We start from the raw sequence: 19,726 nt of genomic DNA on the forward strand, positions 1-19,726 counted from the left end.
GATGATAAAATTTGAACCAAATAAATGAGGAATATATTGAAGATTATATAAGAAGTTTATTACCTGATAATAATACTAATTTAAAAATTATGGAGAAATATGCAGAGGAAAATCATGTTCCTATTGTACAGCCTGAAGTAGCACAGCTTTTGAAGGTTTTGTTAAAGTTAAAGAATCCCAAAAACATCTTGGAGGTAGGTACAGCAATAGGTTACTCTGCTCTCTTGATGGCCGAATATACGGGGAACTATTGTAATATAACTACCGTAGAGCGTCGTAGCGATATGATAGATTTGGCAAAAGAAAATATCTCTAAGACCATATATAAAGATAGGATTAAAATCCTACAAGGGGAAGCGGAAGAAGTACTTCTTATTTTAGATGAAAAATATGATTTTATATTTCTAGATGCTGCAAAGGGTCAATATATGGACTTTTTTAATAAATGCATTAAATTTTTAGAGCCAGGAGGAATCATAGTATCAGATAATGTACTTTATAAAGCATGGTTGCCACAGATACTTTAGTTATTAGGAGAAAGAAAACCATAGTAAAAAGATTGAGACAGTTTTTACAATATATAAATGAAATTGAAGGCTATACATCCAGTATTATACCAATAGGAGATGGGGTAGCTATAACATATAGAGAGGAGTAATATCTTGGATAAAATAGAACTATTAGCACCAGCTGGAGATTTGGAGAAATTAAAGATGGCTATAATGTATGGAGCAGATGCTGTTTACTTAGGTGGAGATAGCTTTGGACTTAGAAAAGCATCAAAGAATTTTTCTGTAGAAGAAATAGAAGAGGGTATAAGATTTGCTCATGAAAGAGGAAAGAAAGTATATATTACTTTAAATATAGTACCTCACAATGAAGATATGGAAGGTCTAGAAGAATATGTAACTAAGCTTTATGAAATAAAAGCTGATGCAGTTATAGTATCAGACCCAGGAATGTTTTCAGTAATTAGAAGAACGGTTCCAGAATTACCAATACATCTAAGCACCCAGGCATCTGTAACAAACTACGAAACAATGATGTTCTGGTATAACTTAGGAGTAAGACGAATAGTATTAGCTCGTGAGTTATCATTTAAAGAAATAGAATCTATGTCTACTAAACTTCCGAAGGATTTAGAGATAGAAGCGTTTGTTCATGGTGCAATGTGTATGTCATATTCTGGTAGATGCTTAATTAGTAATTATATGACTGGCAGAGATGCTAATAGAGGAGATTGTGCTCATCCATGTAGATATAAATATAATCTTGTAGAAGAAAAAAGGCCTGGTGAATACTTCCCAGTATTTGAAGATGAAGAAGGAACATTTATTATGAATTCTAAAGATCTTTGTATGATAGAATTTATTCCCCAGCTAATTAAATCTGGTATAAAGAGTTTTAAGATAGAAGGAAGAGTTAAGAGCTCCTATTATGTGGCAACGGTTATTAGGGCTTATCGAATGGCGATAGATAAATATTATAAAAATCCAGATAACTATAGATTTGATGAAAAATGGCTTAAGGAAATTAAAAAAGCTAGTCATAGAGATTTTACAACAGGATTTTATCTTGGAAAACCTACTAATGAGGCTCAAGTGTATAGTACATCTTCCTATGTTAGAGGATATGATTTTGTTGGACTTATATTAAATTACGATGAAGAAACTAAAATTGCTACAGTAGAGCAAAGGAATAGGATGTTTGTAGGAGAAGAGATAGAAGTCTTTGGGCCTAATAAAGAATTTTTTACCCAGATTATCGAAAAAATGTGGGATGAAGAAGGGAATGAAATAGAAGTAGCCCCACATCCACAACAGGTTGTTAAGATTCTTATGACAAGACCAGTCAATAGTATGGATATGATTAGAAAAGAGAGGGAGGAATGAAGATGAAAAGACCATTACTCATTGGGATAACAGGAGGGACAGGCTCTGGCAAATCAACTGTATCTAAAGAAATCTTTAAATCAATCCATGAAAAGAAAATTGCGGTTATAGAACAAGACTCTTATTATAAGGACCAAAGCAATCTAACATTTGAGGAAAGGGTAAAAACTAACTATGATCATCCCTTTGCATTTGACAATGAATTGTTAATACAACATCTAAAGGATTTAATGAATAATAAATCTATAGAAAAACCTATATATGATTTTGAAAGACATACAAGAAGAGAAGAAACTATAACTGTAGAACCTAAAGATATAATAATATTAGAAGGAATTTTGCTATTATTTGAAGAGGAAATAAGAAACTTATTGGATATTAAAATATTTGTAGATACTGATTCTGATGTTAGAGTTATTAGACGTATACTTAGAGATATTAAGGATAGGGGACGAACTCTCGATTCTGTTATACTACAATATATGGAAACAGTAAGACCAGCTCATCTTCAATTTATTGAACCTACTAAAAGATATGCGGATATCATAATTCCTGAAGGAGGCTATAATAAGGTAGCCATAGATATAATAGTTGCAAAGATTAATTCTATACTTAATAATTAAGTTTAATCTCCCTAAAAGTGGAAACACTATCTAGGGAGGTTTTTTTATGTCTAGATATAAGAGAAATACTATCTATTCGCGAATAAAATTTTATTACTTTATATCCATCTTACTCTTTGCAGGTTTATTAGGAAGATTATATTATCTGCAGATATATGATAATAGAGATCTTAAATTACAAGGATTAAAACAAAGAAGCACAGAAATTAATTTAAGATCTAAAAGAGGGACAATATATGACAGAAATCTAATCCCGTTAACCAATAGAGAGGTGACAAAAACTTTAGTAGCTCCAAGGGAAGCTATTATAAAAAATAAGGAGATATTAAAAAAAGTAAAAGAAAATACCGAGTTATCTACTATAGAAATAAATAAAATTTTAGATACAAATAATAAATTGGTTCAGATTCCTCTGACAAGGAAAATCGATATTGAAAATGCCAACAATATTTTTATAGTTGATATTATAAATAGATATTCAAAAACAAATCTACTTTCTCATGTTATTGGATATATTAATAAAGCTGAGAATAGAGGAGAGTCTGGTATTGAAAAAGTATATGATGAGTTTTTAAATAAATCTGATAAATCATCTTTATTCATAGAATATGATAAAAACAGATCTTTAGTTCTAGGCAGTTCTTATTATGTAGATAGCACTGTAACTTCTGAGGAGCCTGCGGGAGTAAGACTTACAATTGATTATTATATTCAGAGCTTAGTGGAAAATATTTTAGATGAGGATGATATAAAAGGATCTGTAATGGTAGCTGATGTAGAGACAGGTGAAATATTAGCATTATCCAGTAGACCTAGCTTTAATCAAGAGCATATGGAGGAATACTTTAATAGAGAAGATATGGCTTTATATAATAAAGCTGTTCAGGTCTCCTACCCACCAGGTTCTATTTTTAAAATAATAGTACTGTTAGCTGCATTAGAAGAAGAACCAGATATTATAAATCAAGAATTCTATTGCAAAGGTTATGAAAATATAAATAACGTAACTATAAATTGTAATAGTACTCATGGAGATATATCATTAAAGAATGGATTTGCCAAATCATGTAATTCTGTCTTTATACAGATCGGGAAAAAGATAGGAGCAAAAAAGGTAATTGAAATGGCCAAAAGGTTAGGGTTTGGTGAAAAGGTTAATATTGGGCTTATTGAAGAGGTAGAAGGAATTTTACCAGAAGGAAAAGAGTTACTAGGGCCAGCCATAGGAAATATTTCAATAGGTCAAGGAAAGATAGAAGCTACGCCATTGCAGATTACTAATATGCTTTTAACGATTACAAATGGAGGAGTTCAAAAAGATATGTCTATAGTACAAGGTATAACCACGAAGGATGGCAAAATTATAAAAGACTATAATAAAATGGAAGATAAAAGAATATTATCAGAAAAATTATCTAATATAGCTAAAGAATTTTTAGAAGAAGTAGTATACTCGGGAACTGCAAGGGCAATAAAATTAGATGATATAGGAGGAGCAGCTGGAAAAACCGGTTCTGCAGAAGGTCTACTTAAAAGTAAGCCAACAATACATGGTTGGTTCGCAGGATATTATCCTAGAGATAATCCAAGATATGTAATTACTGTATTAGTTGAAGAAGCTAATTCAGGATCCATATCTGCAGCACCTGTTTTCCAAAGGATTTGTAGAGAAATTTTCATGTTAAATAAATAGGACTTGCAAAGATTAACACTTCCTTACATATACTTATATATGACTAAAGGGGGGTGTAATATATGAAAAATGCGATTCTATTAATTTTTAGTATAATATTAAGGCCGTTTGTAATCCTCTGTGGATATATGATAAATTCTAATTCTTTTCCAAAGCCACTTTCTAGGGAAGATGAAGAGAAGTATTTAAAGCTTTATTCAGAAGGAAATGAAGATGCAAGAAATATACTAATAGAAAGAAACCTAAGATTAGTTGCGCATATAGTGAAAAAATATAGTAATACAGGAAAAGAAACAGAAGATTTGATTTCTATTGGCACAATAGGTTTAATCAAAGCAATATCTACTTATAATCCAGCTAAAGGTACAAGACTAGCTACATATGCTGCAAGATGTATAGAAAATGAAATTCTAATGACTATAAGATCGACTAAAAAGACTAAAGTAGAGTTATCTTTACATGAACCTATTGGTATGGATAAAGAAGGCAATGAAATAAATTTACTAGATATTTTAGGGTCAGATGTAGATGAAATATTAGATGAGGTAGATTTAAAATTACAAATAAAAAAATTATATAAGGCAATAAATCAGGTTTTAAAGGATAGAGAGAAAGTCATTATTGAGTTGAGATATGGTCTGATAGATGGAAGTTGTAAGACACAAAGAGAAATTGCTGCCATGCTAGGTATATCTAGATCTTATGTGTCAAGAATCGAAACAAGAGCACTAAACAAATTAAATAAAACTTTAATGAGTAAATAAATTAATCCAGGGAATTTAGCCCTGGATTAATTTATTTACTTATCTAACGGGAGTTGTTGTTCTATTAAGAAGGTTTTCTATATTTCTAGTAAAAGTAGATATGGAATGGCCGTTGCTTGTATTTGTACTCATAGTTCTTATTCTAGTTTAAAGAGTAAGGTCTGAAGTTACAGATATATTTTTTATGTTTCTATCAGAAGTCCTCACAACAGTTTCTACTTTTTATCTAAGATTATATTTATTTAATTAGTTGGACGACCTCTTTTACGTCATATCTAACAATAGTTGTGTTATTACTGAAAGCACACAAAGAAAAAGATAAAGGAAATAATATAGAGTTGGAATAAGATTACAATGAATATGAATTCTAAATGAGCTGGAAAATAAAGATAAGCTAAGATAGCATAGAAATACAGTAAGGAACTTAAACGGAGATATAGAACTATCCAAGAAATATGAAAAACTGGCTATGGAAGAATATAAGAAACATGAAGATAAAAAGCATAAGGATAAATACATTTATAGAGTAGAGGATATTATTCCAAGGAAGGTAAAGAAAAGACTATATGAGATTGTGAGCTAAAGGCAGGAAATGAAAATGAAAAAAATAAGATGTATTAAATGTGGTAAATTACTTCTTGAAGCAGAGGGAAAAGGGGCAACGATATGTCCTAGATGTAAAACTAAAAATAAATATGATACTGAGAAGAATAGTTAATCATTTATGTGTAATTGAACATTGAAAACTAAATAATACGGTATTGAAAAATGGAATATTACTATATATGTCCAATAAGTTTATGATGTATGCTATAATATTCGCATAGGTAATTCGTAATAGCTTATACTTGGGAACATTTGGGCAAGGGGGAATGCTAATGAAAATAAGGAAAGCAGTTGGCGCAGTTGTATTTCAGAAGAATGAATACTTATTAATTCATAAAGTTAAAAATTCCAATAATAATGAAGATATAATTGGACATTGGGACTTTCCAAAAGGTGGGATAGAAGAGCTGGACAAAGATTTAGAATCAGCAATTTTGCGAGAATTAAAAGAGGAAACAGGCTCTACTAACTATAGAATTATCAATAGGTTTGAGACAAAAATTTGTTTTTCATTCCCTAAAGCACATAAGTATGATAGACAAGAAACGGTGATGTTTTATGTAGAATATTTGGGTAACAGAGAAGAACTAAAGCCGCAAGATAAAGAAATTGATATAGTAAGGTTCTTTGATAAAGACGAATTAATGGGAGCCTTATGTCATGAAGAAACACATAAATTTTTAAATGAAGTATTCAATAAAATCTAGTATGTCATCTTCATATTAAATATCATGATTACTAAAATTAAATATTTTATGAAAATACCGTATTATTCAGAAAAGAATTCTAAGGTATTTTTATCTTATCTTTTAAATAACTATTGGAAATAAAGATATGAAGATTGAACCTTGAAAATTGAATAATACGGTATTGAAAATCAAGATTCCATTATGTCAATATAAGAAAGATGGTATAATTTGCTTATTAAATAAGTTAGATTAGATTTAATTCACGACAGAGGTTAGAAAATACTCTAATATGATTGGTATTACTGACAGGATAGGAACACAATGGTTAGACTAAATAAATTGCTTAGTAAGCCGATTTTTGAATTACAAATCAAGAATAAAGATAAAGGGAGATGGTACAAATGGAATGGTCAATATTTAGACAGGAGAATCCATTTGTGATGATTACAGAAGAAAAAGTAGATGATATCCCATACCTAAGATTTAATCTAAAAGAATATACTGGAGTACTACCAACTGTTATTTATTATCATGGATTGTATTCAAGTAAAGATTTTATAAGATTTCAAGCAATGACAATTGCCAGTTTCGGTTACCAGGTAATTGTACCTGATGCATTATACCATGGTGAAAGAGAGTCAATAGAATATGACGTAAAATATATATGGGAAATAATTTTTAAGGGTATTCAAGAATCCGATGTGCTCATTAAGAAGGCAATAGAAAAACATGACGCTGATCCAACACGGATAGCTGTAATGGGAAGTTCAATGGGGGCAATAACAGCTGGGGGAGTTTTCATTAAGCATGACGACTTAAAATGCCTAGCTGGATTTAATGGAGCCTTTGCGTGGCAAGAATGCATAAAAATGAATGTTTTGCCACTGAGTGAACTTTATAAAGACGAAATTGAGATGTATGATCCGATGACACATGAAGAAAAGATAAAAGATAGAGCTATTTCAATTTTTCATGGAGTAGAAGATACATCTATACCTATTGAAATACAGAGAAAATTTGTTGATAGAATAAGGCCTATTTACACAAATAATCAAGAGAAATTACAGATAATAGAGTTTAGTAATGTTAACCACAGGGTTACGACAAGTATGTTAGAGAATTTAATTACATGGCTAAAAGCCAATCTTTAGCATTAAGTAGAAATAATGAATAATATCAAACGGACTTTGACTTTAGGGATGCTTGGTGACTTTAGATTATCTTTTCTAGATGCAATAATTATAAAAAAACTAATAACTATTTAAAATATCGTATTATTCAGAAACGAATCATGGGGTATTTTTATTGATACCGTAATTATTAAATTATAGATAGAGGCTCTAGAAGCTCAGGGATAATAAAATAAAATCTTTGGGTTTTTGTTTTTTGGGAGAAAGGACATGCAGGATCTGCAGATAGAATTAAATAAATATAGAAGTGACTTGAATAAAACAATTACAATCATAGAAGAAAGAGGAAACCAATGATTACATAAACGATGTAGACGGTAGTTCAGTAAGATAGATATTTACATTAAGATATATAAATGGATTATAATGGAGACAAGTGGCCACAAGTATAGGAGGAAATAATACAGCTGATAGTGTATGATATTTTAAATAATAAACTAACTGTAAAGTGTATTAATGATACAGGACATTTAGAGGATTTGGTTTAATGAACAGTCTTTACTTTTTAATCATTTAATATCTCACTATGTAAATAGAAAAACTAAATATTTTGATATAGGTCCATTAGCAAAGGACCATTTATATGATCCTAAAATTAAATTATATAAAACAATTATTGCTTTAATTTCTGTTATATGTGCTTCTATTATTACAATTCTTATTATAGACAAATGCTTATAGTTAGAAATAGAAAACTTCCCTCGAGCATTGAGACTTATTAAATCAGAAACTCAATCCTGATATATTTTAATTTAAAAAATATAAAAAAGAAGGATTTTTAATTTGAATATTAAATTATATAAGTAAAATCTAATGTAAAGGGCTATAAATAATGGTAGAGAGCCTATTATTTATAGCAAGAGATTTTTAAGTTCTTTAGGGGTTATGGAATTCACAGAAGATGAAAAGGATTACATAGCTTATATAGCATCAAGAGTTATGACTGTTTTGTCAATTGAGTTGAAGAAAGGAATAATAATAGAATAGGATCTTAATGATCCTATTTCAGGCTGCCGACATTCATATGCCGATAGCCTTTTTGTATGAATCGTGTTATAATGTAGATAACATTTGTCGGATAATATGCAAGTTGTTTAAATTAATATTATATTTAAACTGTAGAAAAGAAATGTTTGGTATAATATACTAATTTTATGATGTAACAAACAAATTTTATATTATCTTGTGATGGATATTAAAGAGGAGGGTCTAAGCAAATGAAAACTATGCTGAAAATTATGCAAATGCGTAAAAATGAAATTCCTGATGATATATTGCCTTTGTTTGAGCACATTGTTCAAACATATAAGGGAGACGAATGCGATGAAAAATTTATAAAAGCGATGGAAGAACAGCTCACCAAGGAGCAACGTTTCCGACTATACGAGCAAAACGGAAGTTGTAGTGGTACTGGGTACGATAAAGAACGTAAAGCCTTCGCACTTGAACACGCTGACAAACCCCTTGCCGAAAGGCTGGAACTATTTACAAATACCTTTGGCAGAACAGCCGTTTTGAATGATGATAATACAATCACAGTCACTTTTGCCTGTAACCATGGATACTACAAGCATGCCCCAAAAGGAATGTTTCGATTTCCGGCATCAATTGAAACATATTTTGAAAGATGCGCAGGTGGGCGTTTGTATGAATACCAAAAAGCATTGGGAATAAAACTGAAGATTAAGTCAGTTGATGTGTCTCCCCTTAGCGAAAATATTGTAAACCCCGTTGTATTTACGTTTCAGATAGTGGATTAAAACACACTTACCGAATAAGCATAATACCATTTAGAGCCACTAAAGACTTTGCTTCTTGGTTATGTAGTTTTTCTGCGCTTGCGTGTTATACCATAAATATTCAGCACATACATAAGAAAAAGGTATGTGCTGTTTTTATTGGAAACCGCCGAAAATCAACAAAATATGCTGTAATGATATAAGTGATGTATGATGATGAGTAAAAAGAATGCAACATATAAATTTCAGAAGGAAATGCTCTGCCTTGAAAATCTTGTGCGAGAGGAACATTTGGTTAGGAAACTCGAAAAAGTGATTGACTTAGATTTTATAAGACCAGCCCTGAAAAATGCAAGGATTGTCCTTTTTTACAGCAATGCACGAAAAGCAAAAACCATGTGAAACTCGTTGTTCGTCATGTTGGGGAAGAGTATATTGAAAAAATAGAGGATATAAGGCATACTACTGGCAGCAAAGAACTCTATATGTTACGAAGTCAGGCTATAGAACGGGTCTTTGCTGATGTTAAAGAGTTTCATAGTATGAGATATGCAAAACATAGGGGTTCAGGAGAACCCTGCTAATCACCATAAGGAATATCTAAAGAAGGATAAAGATTTAACTTGGATATGAGGATGAGTATGTGGAAACAGTAAGTTTTATAGCTAAGATAGATGGAAAAACTATAGATTAAATTTGATCAGGATTACTTCCAAGTCACTTTTTTATTTTTTGAAAGTATTCTATAAATCCAGTAATTACAGTGAAAACAATGAGGAAGAAAGATATAAAATCGAAATTGTTATTAAGAGAAAAGAATTTAAACTACTAGAAGACATTATAGAAGAATTTGGTGTTAGCAATCCAACATTAAAAATTAAAACATTGAGTAAAGTACATGGTAAGATTACTACTACAAGAGTTAAAGAAATTTAGAAGGTAAAAAATGTTTAATCTGTATATTATGAGGAAATACTTATATATAGAAAAGGTATTAGGAGATGATTAGGTGTATCTAGAAGAAGTAAGAGCATTACCAAAAAAAGTAGTGGATAATCTGGATGGAGATATTAAGAATCTTAAGATATATTTGGTCCAAGATTATGATCTTAATATATTGAAACGGATGGTAACCTTTGGAGTAAGCATTTTTGGAGACTTGGGGATGGACGAATGGGGATTAGTTCCTCAAATTCGGCATGGAAATGTATTTTTATTAAAAGAAGAAAATAAGAAAAAGGTAATTGGTCTAGCTATTTTAATGAGAGACTGGGAAGACATAGATAAATGTTATCTGTTTGATTATGCTATAGTTGAAGAGTTTCAGGGACAAGGGTTAGGATATCATTTTTTAATAGGCGTTTGTAAAAATCTTATAGGACAGGGATTTAAGAGAATGAGTTTAACCGTAGATATAGAAAACCAATCTGCTATTCATCTATATAAGAATAAGTTAGGATTTGAGATTGATGAATTGAGTAAAGATGAATATGGAAAAGGGCATCATAGATATAAAATGGTATTAGATTTAGATAAAATTAGATAGATTATATTATTTTAATAAATTAATAGTAAAAGGCCTACAAACAAATCAAGGTATGTAGACCTTTTACTGTAACTCTACATAATTTGATAAATTCTCCTTTATGCAGAATGGACGTTCTGATACAATCTAGTAAAGGGGAAATTTATATGCTAACTGAAAGAGAATCACAAGTATTAAATATAATAATAGATTACATAAAACAAAACGAATATGCTCCTAGTGTTGGAGAGATAAGAGATATATTAGGGCTTAAGTCAACCCCTACTGTATATGGATATTTAAAAACTTTAGAAGCTAAAGGATTTATATAGAGAAAAGGGAATTCTCCTGAAGCGTTAAGAGTTATTAGATTAGAAAATTAATTCTGGTCTTTTTTATTTTTTAAAGATGCCTTATAAACTTAGTGATTGCAATGATCATACTAATTAAAATTAGAAGTAAAATCCATAAAGATATTAGTTTTAAGTACATTCCAGCCTTTTGTTAAAAAGATTAAAATATGTAGTTATTATTTAACTTGTAGATGTTGCGAATTATTTAGGGAAATTTGTTCTTTGAAAATTGAATAATGTGGTATTAGAAAATAAGAACATTTCATATGAATTATAAAATCGATTATTGACAATTTTAACTATTAAGTATAGTATATGAGTATAAACGAATATAATCATAAAAGCATATAAAATTATGAGGAGATATGAAATGGATATAGTGCAAATATTGAAAGCATTAGGTGACGAAAATAGAATTAGAATATTAAACATATTAAAAGATGGACAATTATGTGTGTGTGAAATTGAACATATATTAGGAATTACACAATCAAACGCTTCAAGACATCTCACTAAGTTAAATATGCTTAGGATTGTGGCATATGAGAAAAAAGCTCAATGGATATATTATAAATTAAATAAAGAAACTTTGGAACAATTTCCATTTATAAAAGAACTTCTAGAGAATGAACTCAATAAAATAGATATATGTAAGCAAGATATAGAAAAATTAAATGAATATAAAAATAGTGGAATGACTTGTGAAAATTTGAGAGATTATAAATGAAAACAGTTGTAAATGTAAAAATAATTAATGGAGGCAAAAAGATGAGCGATTTTAAAAAAGTAGATGTTAGAAATGCTGTTCGTAATAGTTATAGTAAAATAGCCACTGGAAATGTAAAAAGGGATGGCTGCTGTGGAGGAGATATTAAGCTTAAGAAATCTTCAATAGAGATATCACGTAAAATTGGATATTCTAATGAAGAAATATTAACTGCTCCAGAGGAAGCTAATATGGGGCTAGGTTGTGGAAATCCCCAATTAATAGCTAATCTTAAAGAAGGTGAAACTGTTATAGACCTTGGAAGTGGAGGAGGATTTGACTGTTTTTTAGCTTCAAAAAAAGTTGGAGTTAAGGGGTATATTATTGGAATTGATATGACTCCAGAGATGATTAATAAATCAAGAGTCATATCTAAAAGATATAAATATAGAAATGTAGACTTTAGACTAGGAGAAATTGAAAATCTTCCTGTAGCAGATAATACTGCAGATGTAATTATTTCAAACTGTGTTATAAATTTGTCTCCCAATAAACAAAGGGTATATAACGAGGCTTATCGTGTATTAAAAAAGGGCGGTAGAGTTGCTATTTCTGATATAGTTCTTATTAGAGAATTAACAGAGGAAATGAAACAAGATGAGAACCTTTATTGTGGATGAGTTACTGGGGCATCTTCGGTTGAAGAATTAAAATTATACTTAAAAAAGGCTGGTTTTAGTGATATTAGTATTGAAACCCAAGAAGTATCAAAGGAATATGCTGAAAAATGGGCACATAATTTAAAAGTTGGAGAATATATTATGTCCGCATCAATAAAAGCAATAAAGTTATAGGATTTATATTATTATTTTTATTTAGCATAATGATTCTGGAGCTAGTAGATAGGTTTTATGGAGACAAAGGGTTAGATAAATTATTAAAGTAGATCAGGATTAAATTTCTGGTCCTTTTTTATTTGTGAATTATGACTGAATTTGTATGAACTTACTTATGAAAATGAAAAGGAAAATCAAACCTTTATATAGAATATAAATAATATCAAACTAAAGGGGATAAGTTTATGATAAGCAGAGTTAATAAAATATTAATGGTTCTTTGTTTAAGCCTTGTTTTACTTAGTCAGGTAGGAACAACAGCTTTAGCAAGAAATTGGTGGCGGTATTGGAGGCGGCGGAAGTGGTGGTGGAGCTGACCCCATACATGTTATAAAGGAAGCGTAAGACATTTTTTATTGTTTTTGATAAAAAATATTATATTGTGTATCTTGATTTTTATAAAAATTTCCCTAGTTGGATATGCTTGTTGTTTTTCTCACATTTGAATAGTTTTTTATGAACACCTAAAATATCTCCGAATTCCTCTTGAGTTAGTTTTAATGATCTTCTTATATATTGAATTTCACCTCCGTAATTACTAGAAATAAAATTCAAGTAATCATCATATATAAGGGAAGAAATTATTTCTAATGCTATGTCAATTCTATTTATAGCATCTAATAAATGATTAACTAAATTATTTTCATACCTAAATAATTTAATATATTTTCATAGTACTGTAAATGGACATAAATTAGATAATATATTAAATAATACTAAAGTATCTTTTTGTGTAGTAGTACAAACTTGCATTCTACCTGACGAATTTAGTACAAAGTATGAGAGTGTAATTGTATTTGGAAAGACAATTGAAGTTTATGATGATGAAAAAAATATGGTTCTTTTAGAAATACTAAATAAATATTCCCCAGATTATATTGAAGAAAGAAAAGAATATATTAAAAAGGCAAGCAAAGGAACTAAAGTAATAAAAATCATTATAGAGCATGTTTCAGGAGAGGCAAATAGATAGTTAATATCAATTTTAGTAATATTCTTATTAGACGTTATGAATATTAAAGTTAAATATTTTATTAGGATACTGTAATATAAGATGCAATATTAAAATAAGTGGAATTTTGCGAAGAAAGACATATAATTGATTTAATATTAATATTATGCTAAGATTAGTTTGTAATTTTAAATTTGTAAATCATAATTTAATTATATATTTAAGTTTTCTAGGGTTCCGCAGTTTATAGCTGGCAGGTCCAAGAGAAAACGCACAGTTGACTGTGTACACGGAGGGATAAAAGCCTGGAAGATATTAAATAATATTTCTATGGCTTTTTTCATTATTTATTTTTGAGGATGTATACTTTAATGAAGAAATTTATTGTTGAAGATGACTTTTGGAACCTATTTCCCAATGTAAGGATTGGCATTGTTGTTTGTCATGGCATAGATAACTCTATAAAAGATGAAGACAAATGTAAAGATATGATTTATAACTCAGAAAAGGAAGCTTTAAAATATTTAAAGAATGAAGAATTCAGCAGCAACGAAGTTATAAAGGTATGGAGAGAGGGGTTTTAAAAATTTAAAACAAAGAAAGGTGCAAGGTCATCAATCGAGGCATTATTAAAACGGGTGCATAATGGAAACCATTTAGGGATCATTAATCCTCTAGTTGATATTTACAACTCTATTTCATTAAGATATGGATTGCCTTGCGGAGGTAAGGATATAGATACATTTGTTGGGAATATTAGATTGACTAAGGCAGTTGGAAATGAAAATTTTATTACATTAGGAACAGATGAAAATGCACCACTATATGAAGGGAAAATAGTATATAAAGATAACCAAGGAGCAATTTGTAGATGTTGGAACTGGCGTGAATCAGTAAGAACAATGCTTACTGAAGATACAAAGAATGCATTTTTATGCATTGAATTAATTGATGAAAGAAGATTAAAAGGGTTTGAGAATGCTTTAGGAGATTTAGCAAAAAAAGTACAGGATGATTTGGGTGGAACATGTAAGATTTCAATTCTTGATATTAACAGTAAAGAAGTATCAATAAAGTAATTTGAGGATAATAAGTGATGAGTGTTTTTAGTTATAAAGATGTTTATATTGAGGATGGAAGAAGGGTACTGGAAGTTAACATTCTTCCAGAAAAATATTGTAACTTTGACTGTATATTTTGTCCTATTGGAAGGTCGCAAAATAAGATAGGTACCCAACATTTGATAAAATAGATAGTTCATTAATCGAACTAGAAATCATGATAGAAAGTACAAAATCAGAATTAATATTTATTAACTCAAAGGGAGAATTCTTAGTAAATGATAAAATAGGTGATATTGTTGATCTTATAAAAGCCAAAGATTTATCTGTAAGATTACTTTCTAATGGATATTTACTAGCAGAGATGAATATATAGAAATTGCTAATAAATGTGATGAGGTTGTTGGAGAGATAAAAGTAATAACAGAAGAAGATTTTCAAAAAATCCAGAGATTAATTGAAGGATATACATTAGTAGAATATATTTCAAACATGGTTTACTTTAATAAACAATACGAGGGAAAATTTATATTTGAAGTTACTATCATTAAGGGTTATAACGATGATGAAGAATCAATTGAGAAGATACAAAACATTATTAAGGAAATATCTACTTACAAGATTAATTATTGCAAGAATGGAAGATGAAAGATTTAAGAAAAAATTTGGTATAACTGATGAAAAACTTGAGGAAATTTCAAATGCATTACTAAATATTTAGTAATCCTAATACACATTGTTTATGCCAAACCTCATAATTAATAAAACTAAATATTTCATTTCAATACCGTATTATTCAGAAATGGACTTTACGGTATTTTTATGTTGTGTTCAACTAACTAAAGCTATCTGTTCAATCATAGTTATTAGAAATTAATATGATAATTTGAATCTTCAAAAATAAATAATACGGTATTGAAAAGCAAAAATACTTATAATATAATGCAGATAAAGCTGTATTAAATATACTATGATTTTTATAATTAAGTGACAAGTGTAAAAGTTAGAATAGAGACAGTTTATATTTATAAAGGAGAATAAGTATGCATGACAAGATAATAACATATCTTAATGATAAATATAAGCCACATACAATTATGGTGTATGGATCGTTTGCAGATGGAAGTAATAATACTCATAGTGATTATGATGCGCTTTGAAATGTGCTTTAATGCATATCGAAATGAGAAATGGGAAGTCCAATTTGATTAAGAAAGGACAAAACTAGCACTTATTATTTAGTCGCATAATTTATATTAAACCTCGTGTTTATTAAAACTAAAAGTTCTATTGATACCGTACAATTCAGAAAAGAATTTTACGGTATTTTTATCTTATACTTTAAGTAACTAAGGCTATTTATATGAACTAATAATTAAAAGTTTGAACCTTGAAAACTGAATAATGGGGTATTGGAAAGTAAAATATTTACCATATAGTCTAAATAAATTCATGATATATGTTATAATTTCTATACAAGTAATTGATAACAGAAAAATAATATCTATTAAAAAATCTTTATATTAAGTTGAAGATGAAATTAATGAATTGCTTAGGGAGTGATTTAAAGTGGAAAAATCAGCACTTGGTAGTTTAGCCATCATCTTGGGGGGCTTAGTTTTATCACTAGAAATATACAGTTTAAAATTTATCCAAGGTGTTGAAATGCAAACGGGTTCATGGAAAACTTATGCTAGTGATTATGCAACAGAGATGCCTATGTTTCTTGCACTATGTATAACTCTTGCAATAATTATTTATGGAATTGTATTAGTGATAAAAGCTAAAGAAACAAAAGAATGATTCAAAAGGTAGACAAATCTTAAGTTATCATAATGATTTTTTATAGGCTTATCTAGATGTTTAATTAACATTATCTATACAATTATGTAAGACATATAGTAAGATTTTTATGGAGGTGTAAATATGCATGGTATAGTATCATTGCTGCCTCAACCTTATTATAAAGAGGTTGAAAGCATATGGAATAAGCTAGAAAAAGAAATTGGATTAACTGGAGTTAGAGTTACACCATATCCACATTTTTCATGGCAAATCGCAGAAAGCTACGATATGGACAAATTAATAAATGTATTTGAGGATATTGCAGTATGTACAAAACCATTTGAAGTAAAAACAACGGGGATAGGGTTGTTTACTGGAAAATCCCCAGTTGTTTTTATACCCGTAGTTAAAGATGTTCAACTATTGAAGTTCCATTATTCTATTTGGGAAAGATTAAAACAAGTAGGGGAAGATATAAGTGATTATTATAGCCCACAATCGTGGGTCCCTCATATTAGTTTAGCGTATGAGGATGTTACAAAAGAAAATATAGGAAAAGTATTAAAAAAACTATCATTTATGGATTTTAGTTGGAGCTTTGAGGTAGATAATATTTCATTTATTTATGAGCCAAATGGACAAATAGGGGAAGTAAAATATAGAATTGATTTCAAAAGATAGCATTAATGATTCGCTTGGGGATTTAGCATATTGGTGTGGGATATTTCACCTAACATGGTATCTGTGCAAGAGTACACTAGCATAATCTTTAGCAAGGAGGGAATTAGACTATTTAGCTGAAAAATTAGAAGAATTAGGGTTAGAGTCTGAATTATTTGAAGAGACTTTATATGCTTTAGGTTATACCTATAATCTTACATATGTACCAACTTTGACTAGATATATGAGTCATTATGATTCTACTATAAGAAAAGTCGCAAGAGAAATTCTAATAGATTTGTCAAAGTAAGTATCTTTAAATTATGTAATTATAAATCGACAGGGGTAAATATTTATTCTCTTCATGGTGCTTGTGCTGAAATTATAGCTATTGGTTCAGCAATAACTGACGGAGAAAGAGAATTTGAATGTTTAGTTGCTGTTGGGGGAGAGAATGGTGAGAAGATATTACCACCATGTGGGAATTGTAGACAATTTATTTTGGATTATGCACCAAACTGTAAAGTGATTATTAATATAGAAAATAAATTGAAAAAGATTACTGTAAAAGAGTTACTACCATTTGCTTATTCTGCTACAAATTAAGATTAATAAATAAAGATAAATATTATTTGTATCAAGTCAAATAGATAGAGACTCTAGAAGCCCAGGGAAAATAAAAGCCTTGGGTTTTTCTTTTTTGGGAATGAGGACATGCAGGATCTAAAGATAGAATTAAATAAATATGGGAATGACCTAAATACGGATATTACTATTATAAAAGAAAGAGGAGAGGCTAAAGCAATAGCTAAAAGAGATTATAGAGTAGCATTAGTAAAAGAAATATTACTTCTTAATAGATTATCACAGCTTAAATATTTAGAAAGTGAAATAGAAGTATTAAAAAGATAGATATTAGATTCGGATTATATATACAAAAGACAATGTAAAAGGATTTGATAATGAATTTCCTTATATAGAAAGAAAGCTTACAATTATAGGGTATAATCATGAAGCTCATTATAATAAATTAGATAAATTGTAGAATAAGCTCAATAGAATAGTAGAGGAAACAAACGATTATATAAATGATATAAGGGATGGCTTAGTAGGATAGATATTTACATTAAGAATATATAAGTGTGTTAATATAGTATTATTGAAATTTATTCCAGATTATGTGTCAAAAAATTAAATAAGGATTTACATTAAATCTCACCAGTTCCCCGGTGGGATTTTTATAATCTAACCAGATATATATATAAATGATAACTAAAAATGAGGTGAGAAGATGGAGCCTAAAGAGTATATAGTTTATAAATGTTTAAATTGTCATAGAAGTTTGATTTAAGTCATGATAAAGCAGACAAAATAACAGTACTGTTTATTTTAATTGTATATAGGGTATTTTAAATACAAGATAATTAAAATAAATAGTAAAGGAGTTTATATTATGGGATATCTTACATGGATAATATTAGGTGCACTATCTGGTTGGATAGCAAGTATGATAATGGGTAAAAATTCGCAGATGGGTGCTATTGCAAATATTATAGTTGGTATTATAGGTGCTTTTATAGGAGGGGTTGTATTTAGATTAATAGGAGCATCTGGTGTTACAGGATTAAATTTATGGAGTGTAATAGTGTCTGTAGTTGGAGCTTGCATATTATTATTTATAGCTAATAAGATTAAAAGGTAATTTATGTTTTAAAAGAAATCTATAATTAGGTTTCTTTTTTACATACATCACATGTTGGTTGTAATTTATCGGAAGATAAATGGAGAATTTTCTCCTTTCTTTTAGAAGTATATAAGAAGAAAGTAAAGGATGAGAGAATGAATGATGAAGAAAATATTATTGGTATAAAGCCAAGGCTAAAAAGCATAGGCCATGATACAGAAGATATTAGAAAAAACATGTAATAAATAAAAATGTTTATACCTGAAACATTAGAAAAAACTCAATATTTTTAAGTATATTTTCCATATGAATCTATCTATATATAAAACAAATGGCATAATGCCATAATTTGACGGTAAAAAATAGAAGATTTTCTCCCATTGAGCAGAGGCATTATAGAAAAATACAACATTTAAAAATTAAACTAATGACATCCTTGTATGGGTGTCTTTTTTCATACAAAGTCTGGGTGCAAAAAAATCGATGAAGCTCAAAAGCATGGATTGATGTCTTACTTTCTTGCAACAGGATTTATGGTGGTAGTAGGAGCCGTTTTCTATATATTTGCTCCATTTTTGGCAGGATTATTTAGTAAAGATTTTGAAGTAATAGACCTAGTTGTTAAAGTACTTAGAATCGTAGCATTAGTTCAACCATTCCTATGTGTAACCCTCGTAATTACTTCTGCACTACAAGGAGCAGGGGATACAAAATATCCTATGTACTCAACTTTTGTAGGAATATGGGGAGTACGGGTATTGGGAGTATATCTATTAGGAATAAGATTAAATTGGGGATTAGTTGGTGTATGGTTGGCAATTTCTATAGACATAATAGTCAGGAGAATTATTTTAATGATTCATTTCATGAAAAGTAAACGGAAAGAAATAAAAATAGAATAATGTAAT

At 29.4% G+C, this 19,726-nt stretch carries 24 protein-coding genes, 3 pseudogenes and 1 riboswitch; all 27 genes and pseudogenes read left to right on the forward strand.

What is annotated here, in order from left to right; translation table 11 throughout:
- Positions 1 to 11 precede the first annotated feature (11 nt).
- The 27 genes and pseudogenes from CIW83_RS07425 to CIW83_RS07535 all read left to right on the forward strand — a co-directional run bounded on the left by CIW83_RS07425 (position 12) and on the right by CIW83_RS07535 (position 19,720).
- The gene (locus tag CIW83_RS07425) at positions 12 to 527 is read left to right on the forward strand and encodes an O-methyltransferase (RefSeq protein WP_235601255.1); all 516 of its coding nucleotides are present in this window, start codon (positions 12 to 14) and stop codon (positions 525 to 527) included.
- 135 nt (positions 528 to 662) lie between these two features.
- Positions 663 to 1,892 (forward strand): U32 family peptidase, encoded by a 1,230-nt coding sequence (locus tag CIW83_RS07430; RefSeq protein WP_094900217.1) that lies wholly within the window; start codon positions 663 to 665, stop codon positions 1,890 to 1,892.
- 2 nt (positions 1,893 to 1,894) lie between these two features.
- On the forward strand, positions 1,895 to 2,515 hold the full coding sequence (gene udk / locus CIW83_RS07435; protein ID WP_094900218.1) for a uridine kinase: 621 nt from the start codon (positions 1,895 to 1,897) through the stop codon (positions 2,513 to 2,515).
- 46 nt (positions 2,516 to 2,561) lie between these two features.
- Positions 2,562 to 4,208, forward strand: coding sequence for a penicillin-binding protein 2 (locus CIW83_RS07440; RefSeq protein ID WP_094900219.1), 1,647 nt, complete (start codon positions 2,562 to 2,564; stop codon positions 4,206 to 4,208).
- Between the two features lie 62 nt (positions 4,209 to 4,270).
- The gene (sigK, locus tag CIW83_RS07445) at positions 4,271 to 4,972 is read left to right on the forward strand and encodes an RNA polymerase sporulation sigma factor SigK (RefSeq protein ID WP_094900220.1); all 702 of its coding nucleotides are present in this window, start codon (positions 4,271 to 4,273) and stop codon (positions 4,970 to 4,972) included.
- Between the two features lie 878 nt (positions 4,973 to 5,850).
- Positions 5,851 to 6,285, forward strand: a complete 435-nt coding sequence (locus CIW83_RS07450) for an NUDIX domain-containing protein (RefSeq protein WP_094900221.1) — start codon at positions 5,851 to 5,853, stop codon at positions 6,283 to 6,285.
- Positions 6,286 to 6,668: 383 nt separating this feature from the next.
- A complete protein-coding gene (locus CIW83_RS07455; protein WP_158220044.1) occupies positions 6,669 to 7,418 on the forward strand; it encodes a dienelactone hydrolase family protein in 750 nt (249 codons plus the stop codon).
- 1,256 nt (positions 7,419 to 8,674) lie between these two features.
- Positions 8,675 to 9,217, forward strand: coding sequence for a hypothetical protein (locus CIW83_RS07460; protein WP_094900223.1), 543 nt, complete (start codon positions 8,675 to 8,677; stop codon positions 9,215 to 9,217).
- A gap of 332 nt (positions 9,218 to 9,549) precedes the next feature.
- Positions 9,550 to 9,780 (forward strand): annotated as a pseudogene (locus CIW83_RS07470) (transposase); the annotation flags it as partial.
- A gap of 148 nt (positions 9,781 to 9,928) precedes the next feature.
- Positions 9,929 to 10,132, forward strand: a complete 204-nt coding sequence (locus CIW83_RS07475; RefSeq protein ID WP_094900226.1) for a hypothetical protein — start codon at positions 9,929 to 9,931, stop codon at positions 10,130 to 10,132.
- 73 nt (positions 10,133 to 10,205) lie between these two features.
- Positions 10,206 to 10,742 (forward strand): GNAT family N-acetyltransferase, encoded by a 537-nt coding sequence (locus tag CIW83_RS07480; RefSeq protein ID WP_094900227.1) that lies wholly within the window; start codon positions 10,206 to 10,208, stop codon positions 10,740 to 10,742.
- A gap of 146 nt (positions 10,743 to 10,888) precedes the next feature.
- Positions 10,889 to 11,053, forward strand: coding sequence for a hypothetical protein (locus CIW83_RS07485; protein ID WP_094900228.1), 165 nt, complete (start codon positions 10,889 to 10,891; stop codon positions 11,051 to 11,053).
- Between the two features lie 391 nt (positions 11,054 to 11,444).
- A complete protein-coding gene (locus tag CIW83_RS07490; protein WP_094900229.1) occupies positions 11,445 to 11,801 on the forward strand; it encodes a metalloregulator ArsR/SmtB family transcription factor in 357 nt (118 codons plus the stop codon).
- A gap of 41 nt (positions 11,802 to 11,842) precedes the next feature.
- On the forward strand, positions 11,843 to 12,634 hold the full coding sequence (gene arsM, locus CIW83_RS07495) for an arsenite methyltransferase (RefSeq protein WP_369819372.1): 792 nt from the start codon (positions 11,843 to 11,845) through the stop codon (positions 12,632 to 12,634).
- Positions 12,635 to 12,861: 227 nt separating this feature from the next.
- On the forward strand, positions 12,862 to 12,993 hold the full coding sequence (locus CIW83_RS24280; RefSeq protein ID WP_255374304.1) for a hypothetical protein: 132 nt from the start codon (positions 12,862 to 12,864) through the stop codon (positions 12,991 to 12,993).
- A gap of 341 nt (positions 12,994 to 13,334) precedes the next feature.
- Positions 13,335 to 13,649: pseudogene (locus CIW83_RS07500) on the forward strand (pyridoxamine 5'-phosphate oxidase family protein); the annotation flags it as partial.
- A 197-nt stretch (positions 13,650 to 13,846) separates the two neighbouring features.
- A riboswitch (guanidine-I (ykkC/yxkD leader) is annotated at positions 13,847 to 13,942 on the forward strand.
- Between the two features lie 57 nt (positions 13,943 to 13,999).
- Positions 14,000 to 14,212 (forward strand): hypothetical protein, encoded by a 213-nt coding sequence (locus tag CIW83_RS22735; RefSeq protein ID WP_201259721.1) that lies wholly within the window; start codon positions 14,000 to 14,002, stop codon positions 14,210 to 14,212.
- Between the two features lie 27 nt (positions 14,213 to 14,239).
- Positions 14,240 to 14,707: pseudogene (locus tag CIW83_RS22740) on the forward strand (B3/4 domain-containing protein); the annotation flags it as partial.
- A gap of 199 nt (positions 14,708 to 14,906) precedes the next feature.
- Positions 14,907 to 15,065, forward strand: coding sequence for a hypothetical protein (locus tag CIW83_RS22155; RefSeq protein WP_158220045.1), 159 nt, complete (start codon positions 14,907 to 14,909; stop codon positions 15,063 to 15,065).
- Between the two features lie 186 nt (positions 15,066 to 15,251).
- Positions 15,252 to 15,410, forward strand: a complete 159-nt coding sequence (locus CIW83_RS07510; protein WP_201259723.1) for a hypothetical protein — start codon at positions 15,252 to 15,254, stop codon at positions 15,408 to 15,410.
- A gap of 322 nt (positions 15,411 to 15,732) precedes the next feature.
- On the forward strand, positions 15,733 to 15,849 hold the full coding sequence (locus CIW83_RS23640; RefSeq protein ID WP_235601256.1) for a nucleotidyltransferase domain-containing protein: 117 nt from the start codon (positions 15,733 to 15,735) through the stop codon (positions 15,847 to 15,849).
- Positions 15,850 to 16,258: 409 nt separating this feature from the next.
- A complete protein-coding gene (locus tag CIW83_RS07515; protein WP_094900231.1) occupies positions 16,259 to 16,492 on the forward strand; it encodes a hypothetical protein in 234 nt (77 codons plus the stop codon).
- A gap of 123 nt (positions 16,493 to 16,615) precedes the next feature.
- On the forward strand, positions 16,616 to 17,155 hold the full coding sequence (locus tag CIW83_RS07520; protein WP_094900232.1) for a 2'-5' RNA ligase family protein: 540 nt from the start codon (positions 16,616 to 16,618) through the stop codon (positions 17,153 to 17,155).
- A gap of 291 nt (positions 17,156 to 17,446) precedes the next feature.
- Positions 17,447 to 17,740 carry a hypothetical protein gene (locus CIW83_RS24830; protein ID WP_143598539.1) on the forward strand — a complete coding sequence of 98 codons (294 nt, stop codon included), beginning with the start codon at positions 17,447 to 17,449 and terminating at the stop codon, positions 17,738 to 17,740.
- Positions 17,741 to 17,848: 108 nt separating this feature from the next.
- The gene (locus CIW83_RS07525; RefSeq protein WP_094900233.1) at positions 17,849 to 18,046 is read left to right on the forward strand and encodes a hypothetical protein; all 198 of its coding nucleotides are present in this window, start codon (positions 17,849 to 17,851) and stop codon (positions 18,044 to 18,046) included.
- Positions 18,047 to 18,587: 541 nt separating this feature from the next.
- On the forward strand, positions 18,588 to 18,836 hold the full coding sequence (locus CIW83_RS07530) for a GlsB/YeaQ/YmgE family stress response membrane protein (RefSeq protein ID WP_094900234.1): 249 nt from the start codon (positions 18,588 to 18,590) through the stop codon (positions 18,834 to 18,836).
- Between the two features lie 422 nt (positions 18,837 to 19,258).
- Complete coding sequence (locus tag CIW83_RS07535) at positions 19,259 to 19,720, forward strand: MATE family efflux transporter (protein WP_094900235.1); 462 nt, start codon at positions 19,259 to 19,261, stop codon at positions 19,718 to 19,720.
- Positions 19,721 to 19,726 lie beyond the last annotated feature (6 nt).

It is taken from the genome of Tissierella sp. P1, assembly GCF_002266425.1.
Classification (GTDB): Bacteria; Bacillota; Clostridia; order Tissierellales; family Tissierellaceae; genus Tissierella; species Tissierella carlieri.

Coding starts and splice junctions, on each gene's coding strand:
- CIW83_RS07485 (WP_094900228.1), top strand. CDS start 10,889: ATGCTAACTGAAAGAGAATCACAAGTATTAAATATAATAATAGATTAC.
- CIW83_RS07520 (WP_094900232.1), top strand. CDS start 16,616: ATGCATGGTATAGTATCATTGCTGCCTCAACCTTATTATAAAGAGGTT.
- CIW83_RS22155 (WP_158220045.1), top strand. CDS start 14,907: ATGATAGAAAGTACAAAATCAGAATTAATATTTATTAACTCAAAGGGA.
- sigK (WP_094900220.1), top strand. CDS start 4,271: ATGAAAAATGCGATTCTATTAATTTTTAGTATAATATTAAGGCCGTTT.
- CIW83_RS07510 (WP_201259723.1), top strand. CDS start 15,252: ATGATGAAGAATCAATTGAGAAGATACAAAACATTATTAAGGAAATAT.
- CIW83_RS07490 (WP_094900229.1), top strand. CDS start 11,445: ATGGATATAGTGCAAATATTGAAAGCATTAGGTGACGAAAATAGAATT.
- CIW83_RS24280 (WP_255374304.1), top strand. CDS start 12,862: ATGATAAGCAGAGTTAATAAAATATTAATGGTTCTTTGTTTAAGCCTT.
- CIW83_RS07535 (WP_094900235.1), top strand. CDS start 19,259: ATGGGTGTCTTTTTTCATACAAAGTCTGGGTGCAAAAAAATCGATGAA.
- CIW83_RS23640 (WP_235601256.1), top strand. CDS start 15,733: ATGCATGACAAGATAATAACATATCTTAATGATAAATATAAGCCACAT.
- CIW83_RS07455 (WP_158220044.1), top strand. CDS start 6,669: ATGGAATGGTCAATATTTAGACAGGAGAATCCATTTGTGATGATTACA.
- CIW83_RS07460 (WP_094900223.1), top strand. CDS start 8,675: ATGAAAACTATGCTGAAAATTATGCAAATGCGTAAAAATGAAATTCCT.
- CIW83_RS07530 (WP_094900234.1), top strand. CDS start 18,588: ATGGGATATCTTACATGGATAATATTAGGTGCACTATCTGGTTGGATA.
- CIW83_RS07525 (WP_094900233.1), top strand. CDS start 17,849: ATGCAGGATCTAAAGATAGAATTAAATAAATATGGGAATGACCTAAAT.
- CIW83_RS07440 (WP_094900219.1), top strand. CDS start 2,562: ATGTCTAGATATAAGAGAAATACTATCTATTCGCGAATAAAATTTTAT.
- CIW83_RS07450 (WP_094900221.1), top strand. CDS start 5,851: ATGAAAATAAGGAAAGCAGTTGGCGCAGTTGTATTTCAGAAGAATGAA.
- udk (WP_094900218.1), top strand. CDS start 1,895: ATGAAAAGACCATTACTCATTGGGATAACAGGAGGGACAGGCTCTGGC.
- CIW83_RS22735 (WP_201259721.1), top strand. CDS start 14,000: ATGAAGAAATTTATTGTTGAAGATGACTTTTGGAACCTATTTCCCAAT.